At 53.5% G+C, this 7,291-nt stretch carries 4 protein-coding genes and 1 other annotated feature; of the genes, 3 read left to right on the top strand and 1 reads right to left on the bottom strand.

Going from position 1 to position 7,291, the window contains the following annotated elements; genetic code table 11:
• Positions 1-120: 120 nt before the first annotated feature.
• Complete coding sequence (locus Q0482_RS07190; RefSeq protein ID WP_299145062.1) at positions 121-1,332, bottom strand: Fic family protein; 1,212 nt, start codon at positions 1,330-1,332, stop codon at positions 121-123.
• A gap of 916 nt (positions 1,333-2,248) precedes the next feature.
• Positions 2,249-2,492: a binding site (T-box leader), on the top strand.
• Between the two features lie 35 nt (positions 2,493-2,527).
• On the opposite strand from Q0482_RS07190, the gene Q0482_RS07185 reads away from it, so the two are divergent.
• The 3 genes from Q0482_RS07185 (at position 2,528) to Q0482_RS07175 (ending at position 6,994) form a co-directional block, all read left to right on the top strand.
• A complete protein-coding gene (locus tag Q0482_RS07185; protein WP_299145060.1) occupies positions 2,528-3,190 on the top strand; it encodes a vitamin B12 dependent-methionine synthase activation domain-containing protein in 663 nt (220 codons plus the stop codon).
• 571 nt (positions 3,191-3,761) lie between these two features.
• Positions 3,762-6,137: a homocysteine S-methyltransferase family protein gene (locus tag Q0482_RS07180; protein ID WP_299145059.1), complete on the top strand. Its 2,376-nt coding sequence runs from the start codon at positions 3,762-3,764 to the stop codon at positions 6,135-6,137.
• Positions 6,137-6,994, top strand: coding sequence for a methylenetetrahydrofolate reductase (locus Q0482_RS07175; RefSeq protein WP_299145057.1), 858 nt, complete (start codon positions 6,137-6,139; stop codon positions 6,992-6,994). The genes Q0482_RS07180 and Q0482_RS07175 overlap by 1 nt, the downstream gene beginning before the upstream one ends.
• The last annotated feature ends 297 nt before the right edge of the window (positions 6,995-7,291 follow it).

Below are 7,291 nucleotides of genomic sequence, written 5' to 3'. Positions count from 1 at the left end.
GGGGGGGACCACGAAGTGGTGGAAGGGGGAGACCGATGTAGGCAGGTCAAAAATTGTTAGAGTCAGGCATAAATCGCCATTTTGAGCCGGAATGAAGGTGGGCGGTTATGCAGGTTTCTCTTAGTTTTCTTTAAAGAGCATCAGATTTAATTTATAATAGTTTGTTTTTCCTGATTTTGTGACGGTTAAATGGTTTTCGGGTATCATATCGATTCTCTTCTGAACTGTTCCTCTGTTCCTGCCGGTTATTTTCATCAGGTCTGCCATGGAGATGCCTTCTCCGTAAAAGAGGGCGGCCTGCAGGAGTGTGATGTATATTTCTTTAAGCAGCTTATCCTGCAGATGAAAGGCTTCTATTCTGGATTCATATCTATGAAGCTGCTCATTTTTTCTGGATAAAAGGCCTATGGTGTCTTCTGTAGAACCAGTCAGGATTTCCAGAAAGCCCATGACGAAGGGCGTCATGTCTCCGCGATTTCTTTCACTGTCCGCTTCTTCCAGCATACGATAGTACCTGCTCCTGTTTCTCTGTATGTAAATGGACAATCTTACTGCAAGGAGGCGATGGAATTCGCGGCTCAGGAAATAGGATGTGATGAATCTGTCGGTTCTGCCATTTCCATCATAAAAGGGATGGATGTAAACGAAGAAATAGTGGAACAGCGCCAGCCTGATAAGGAGGGGATATTCGTCTGAATGAAGGATGTGGAGTGCCTGATCCAGGGTCTCAATGATTCGGCTTTCCGGGTACAGCCCCTGGTGGATTGTTTTCCCCGTGGCTGCTTCTATCTGTACCGGTTCTTTTCTGAATAGGCTGCCATCCAGCTTGTTTTGCGGATTTTCTCTGGAAATATCTTGATAGGTAAACTCATCATAGAAATTTCTAATATCCTGACAGGTGTCAAATTTGATTTCTTCTTCGCCAAGAAGTTCCAGATACTGATGAACTACACTCTGCAGCCTGTGATATTGGGGTCCCCTTTTTTCTATAATATCTCTGATTTCTTTTCTTGTGCTGTGTACCCCTTCTATGTCATTGGTAGATTTGACTTCTTCCACAATACTGAGCCTGGTAAACTGATAAAGTACGACCTCGGGTACCGTATTCACTGTATAAAGGAATTGTTCATAGGTTTTGTAAAATTTTTCAACAAGTTTGAGAATATCACCGGTGTAGCAGAGAAATGCGGGATATGAGTTTTGTCTGTTGTATTGGTGAATGGGAATGTTGAAATGAACAGTAAAGGGAGCACTAAATCTTCTGATATATTCCTTTTCGTATTCTTCCTGTGTATGCTTGTAGAAATATTTGGTCAAAGAAATAAATCTCACAGGCCCTGCACCTCCTCTGCAGACTTCATTTATGAAATAGGTGGTTTTTTATAATTGAGTATATGGTTCATTTATAAAAATGGGCGTTTTTGTAAATGAAAGTATCTTTGTTTATAAAAATAGCACTTTTTGTAAATGAGTACAAGGGAGGGTGGAAAAGAGATTTAAGATTTGAGGTTTTAAGTTTGAGTGTTGAGACTTGAGGTTTGAGACTTCAGAACTCAGACGTCAGACGGCATTGAGACAGAAGGCTTTTCGGTCATAAGCGATAGGCAGCGGTGAAGCTCGGGTTCAGAGGGTTCAGAAGGTTCAAAGGGTTCAGAGGGTGGTGGATTGCCGCTGCGCGGCAATGATTTTTATAGGCCGCCTTCGGCCGCGGAACGACCGTATGGAGTTTCATGTCGACTTGCCGCCTCCGGCTGACCCCTTCCGGCTCGCTGCGCTCGCCACCCACCCCTTAAATAGGGGTGGGCAAGTGGCGTAGTGGCACGGTTTCCTTTTCCTCCCAAAAACTTGCTGTTTGCTGCTTGCAGGGAGCGGGGACAGCGGTACTTTAAAACTTGCTCCGTCTGTGGGGCACAACAGCCTGCAGGTTACTGCTTTGCCATAAGCAGCACAAAAAACTTCCCGGAATCTTCTGCTCACGTGCGGCCGCAGGGGATTTCAGGAAGTTTTTCTTTTTCTATTTTCAGCCGGCTGATGAGGGGTTCATCATATCGGGACCTCTGCGCCCTGTGTTCCATGGATGCGCGCTGACAGGGTTTTGTGGCAGTGGGTTCCGGTCTTTCGCCCCTCTGACCATATAGTCAAAGGAGGCGAGACATTTTCTCTCTTATTTCCTGCCGCCGGTAATATTACCTTCCGTTTCATCCATTTGACACTGCCTTCTTCCTATGCTATAGTTAGTCTTAATTACAGACATGCGATGAAGAGAAGAGTAGGCAGAGGATAGGGCTAAAGAGAGCTTCCGGTGGTGAGAAGGGAGCGCCGAAGGGCTGCTGAAGATGGACTCTGAGCAGGGAGGGCCGAATAATGAGGCATCCCGGGTGCGCCCGATACAGCGCTCAAGTATCAAGGCCTTCGGGCCGGCGTACCTATAGAGGTTCATGCAGTGATGCATGGATGAAATTGGGTGGTAACACGAGTCTTTCGTCCCTTTCAGGGATGGAGGACTTTTTTGTTTTAAGGAGGTTTCATGGCTTTTTACAATGGAACTTTATTTGAAATCGACCGGAAGGAAATGCTCCGCTATGCAGGCATGAATCCGAAGGGGAAGGATTTCCCGAAGGAGGCGGTGGACAGTGCCATACAGGAGGCGCTGGCGCTGGCGGAGCCCCGGGGTATCTGGCAGGTGCTCCCCTACTCTCCTTCCGAGGGACGGATAGAAGGAAATCCGCCGCTCATGCTGGAGGGAGAAAGCATACGCCGTCATCTCTCCAATTCCTGGTCTGTGGCGGTTCTGGCGGTGACGGTGGGCGATGAAATCGAAAGGACTTCTGACGCCTGCTTCAAAGCCGGCGATTATGTGCGGGGCCTTCTGCTGGATGCCGCGGCCACTACGGCGGTGGAGCATCTGGCGGACCAAGTGGACCGGCTCATCCAGAAGGAAGCGGAGAAGGACGGACAGAAGACGGTGTGGCGTTTTTCACCGGGCTACGGTGACTGGCCGGTGACGCAGCAGAAAGATTTCTGCCGCCTGATCCGGGCAGAGGAAATCGGAGTCCATGTGACGGATCACTCCATGCTTTTCCCTAGGAAGTCGGTGTCCGCCATTATCGGCATTTCCCAGTGTACCCAGCCGCCGGCGCCGGCCAAGTGCAGGACCTGCTCTTTGGTGACCTGTCCGTTTCGGCATTAGAGGGGATTATTGACGGCCCGACAGGCCGCAGGGGCTTTGCCCTTCGGGCAAAAGGTTGTGTAGAAGGGTTGTGTAGAAAGGTTCTTAAGATTGATGCGCCCTGCAGGCGCAAGGGTTCTTAGGTTTGACGCAGCCTGTAGCTGCGAGGGTTGTGGATTGCCCGCAGGGCAATGATTTTATATGCCGCCTTGGCGGCAGTGTGCCTTTGGCAATCCCCCCTCGCCACTGCGTGGCCCTCTCCCCCCGCAAGCAGGGGGGCGCAAGAGAGTATATAGGCGCTCGCCACCCACCCCTTAAATAGGGGTGGGCAAGAGCGTTACGGGATTACTATCCTGCCACATAATTCATGCTATACATGGCGGCTTTGCCCCCTTTGGTGCCTACGGCACCACCTTTCCCCCGCACGCGGGGGCACAACAACCCGCAAGGTACCCACTTTCTTAAAAGCTGCAGTAAGCATAGCGCCGCAGGTGCGGTTTTGTGGTTTTACCAGCCACCAGCCCACTAGATCACCGGCTCACTAGCTCACCAGCTCACTAAACAATAATATTTCACATCAAAGGAGAACCTTATGATTTTATTTGACGGCGGCATGGGGACCATGCTGCAGAGATTCGGTCTGGAGGCAGGAAGCTGCCCTGATTATTACAATATTTCTCATCCCGATGTGGTTCAGCAGATTCACAAGGCCTATGCAGATGCGGGAAGTGAGTTTATTACTACCAATACCTTCGGTGCTTCTCCCATGAAGCTTTCCGATTATGACCTGTCGGATCAGGTGGAGGCCATCGCTTCCGCTGCGGTGCGGAATGTCCGGGCTGCCTGCGGGGACAGGGTGAAGGTGGCGGGGGACATGGGGCCTACGGGCAAGTTTATCAAGCCCATCGGGGATTTGTCCTTTGATGAAACCTGTGAAAATTATTTCCGCCTGGCCAAGGCTCTGGCCGATGCGGGGGCGGACTGCCTGATTATTGAAACTATTATCGACATCCAGGAAATGAAGGCAGCACTGATTGCGGCCAAGGCAGCCTGCCGGCTGCCGGTAATCTGCCAGATGTCCTATTCGGAGGACGGGCGCACCATTCCCGGCACGGATCCCATCACCGCCACCATTCTTCTGGATGCCATGGGAGCCGATGTAATCGGCGCCAACTGCTCCGTGGGCCCTGACAAGCTGCTGGATGCGGCCCGCCAGATGGTTTCTGTCACCAATAAGCCCGTCATCATCCAGCCCAATGCCGGCATGCCGGTGCTGGAAAACGGGGAGACCCGCTATCCGCTGGAGCCGGAGGAGTTTGCCTCCTACGGGCCGAAGTTTGCTGAAATCGGCGTTTCCTACCTAGGCGGCTGCTGCGGCACCACGCCGGATCATATCCGCGCCCTGAAGGAAGCCCTGCAGGATGTGCCGGTGGCGAAGCCCCGGGCGGTAAAGCCTTTCACTGCCCTCACCTCCCGCACGAGAACCGTATACATCGGTGATGCGTATGCCCCTGTCAAAATCGGGGAACGTATCAATCCTACGGGACGCCGGAAAATGAGGGAAGATATCCAGCGCGGCAGTTTCGTTTCCGTAAAGAAAGAAGGACTGGCGGAAGTGGCCGCCGGTGCAGATGTGCTGGATGTGAATATGGGCGTCCCGGGCATTGACCAGCGGGATGCCATGGAAACTGCCATTTCCCAGCTGTCCATGCTCTGTCCGGTGCCCCTTTCCATCGACAGCACGGATCCTGAGGTCATTGAAAGGGCGCTGAAGGTGTACCCCGGCCGCCCGCTCATCAATTCCGTGAATGCGGCGGATGAGGAAATCATGGAGAAGGTGCTGCGTCTGGCGAAGAAGTACGGCGCCGCTCTCCTCTGCCTCCCCCTGGAAAAGGGAAATCTGCCGAAAACGGCGGAGGAACGAATCCGCATCGCCCGCCGTATCATTGATAAGGCGCTGGCAGCTGGCCTTCGGAAGGAGGACCTCCTGCTGGACCCTCTGGTACTTACCATCGGTTCTTCCGACACCGGCGCCAGGGAAACCCTGCGGACCATTTCCCTGTATAAGAAGGAGTTCGGCCTCCCCTGCGTCATGGGTACCAGCAACGTTTCCTTCGGCCTCCCCGCCCGTCCGCGGATTAATGCGGCCTTTCTCACCATGGCCTTTGCCTGCGGCATGAACGCCCCTATTATCAACCCCCTGGACCAGGGCATTCAGGATGCCTTCGTCAATGCCCGGCTCCTTCTGGGCTTCGACCCCGGCGCCCAGGATTTCATCAAGGCAGCCGCCGTTTCAGAAGAACCGAAGGCAAAAGCGCCGGTGAAGGACCTGCCGCCGCTGGAACAGATCAAGGCCGCTGTCAAGAACGGCGAAAAGGAAGAGGCCGCTTCTCTGGTGAAGACCCTGCTCGACAGCGGGATTTCCTCGGAAACCATTATCAAGGAAGGCCTTACCGCAGCCATGACGGAAATCGGAGACGGCTACGGTGCCGGCAAGGTATACCTTCCCCAGGTAATGATGGCGGCGGAAGCCATGCAGGCCGCTTTCAAGGAATTAAAGAAACTGCTTCCGGAAATGAGTTCTTCTGTAAAGGGCACCCTGGTCATCGGCACGGTGAAGGGCGACATCCACGACCTGGGCAAGAATATCGTAGCCGCTCTCATGGAAAACAGCGGCTACCGGGTTATCGACCTTGGAAAAGACGTGGAAGCGGAAGATTTCATCAAAGCGGTGAAGGATGAGAAGGCGGACCTGGCAGGCCTCTGCTCCCTCATGACCACCACCCTGCCGGAAATGGAACATACTGTAAAACTTTTGAAGGAAGAAACACCGGCAGTGGATATTCTCGTAGGCGGCGCCGTGGTGACCCAGGACTACGCCACCCGCATCGGAGCGCCCCATTACTGCAAGGACGGCATTGCCGCCATTAAGATTGCCGATGAACTGATAGAAAAGAGGAATGGCTGATGACCACATTAAAAGAAAAAAACAAGCAGCATATCTTTACCCTCACCACGGAGCTGGATCCGCCGAAAAGCGCCTCCCCGAAGGTGACGGAAGAACAGGTGGTGAAAGTGGCACCCTACGTGGACGCGGTGAACATTGCGGACTGCCCTATGGCCAAAATGCGCATGAGCCCCATCGCCCTTTCCTCCATCATCCAGAGCCGCTACCAGGTGGAGTCTATTTTCCACCTCACCTGCCGGGACCGGAACATCATCGGCCTGCAGGCAGAACTCCTTGGCGCCTATGCCCTGGGCGTCCATAACATCCTCACCCTCACCGGCGATCCGCCCTCCATCGGCGACCACCCCAATGCCAAAGGGGTCTTCGAAGTGGACTCCACCGGCCTCATCGAAATCGCAAGGACCCTGAATTCGGGAGAAGACATGATGGGCCACAAGCTGGGCGAACCTACAGACTTCTACATCGGCACCACCGCCAACCCCGGCGCCGACGACCTGGATAAGGAAATCCGCCGGCTGGAGGGAAAGAAAAAAGCGGGCGCCCAGTTCATCCAGACCCAGCCTATTTATGACATCAAGCAGGCGGAAGACTTTCTCACCGCCGCCAAAGACCTCACCCTCCCCATCCTCTTCGGCATCGTCCCCCTGAAGAGCTTCAAAATGGCCACCTACCTCAATAACAATGTGCCGGGCATCTTCATTCCGGACAAGGTGATGAAAGCCATGGAAAAAGGCGGCCGGGAAACAGGCATCGCCATTTCCAGAGAACTGGTAAAAGCGCTGAAAGAAATCCACGCCGCCGGCGCCCACCTCATGCCGGTGAATGACGTGGATGCGGTGGGAGAAATAGCTGAATAAAGGACCGCGGAGCGGCCCCGGGTGCAGAGGGTTCAGAGGGTTCAGAGGGTTCAAAAGGTTCAAAAGGTTCAAAAGGTTCAGAGGGGAAGGATTGCCGCTGCGCGGCAATGATTTTTATAGGCCGCCTTCGGCGGCGGAACGACCGTATGGAGTTTCATTTCGACTTGCCGCCTCCGGCTGACCCCTTCCGGCTTGCTGCGCTCGCCACCCACCCCTTCTAGGGGTGGGCAAGGGGCATAGTAGCACGGTTTCCTTTTCCTCCAAAAACTTGCTGTCCACCGCTTGCAAGGAGCGGGA

This window comes from uncultured Dialister sp., assembly GCF_937959425.1.
Taxonomy (GTDB): Bacteria; Bacillota; Negativicutes; order Veillonellales; family Dialisteraceae; genus Dialister.
The sequence above is the reverse complement of the archived record's forward strand: the minus strand, read 5'-3'. Positions and strand labels throughout refer to the sequence as shown.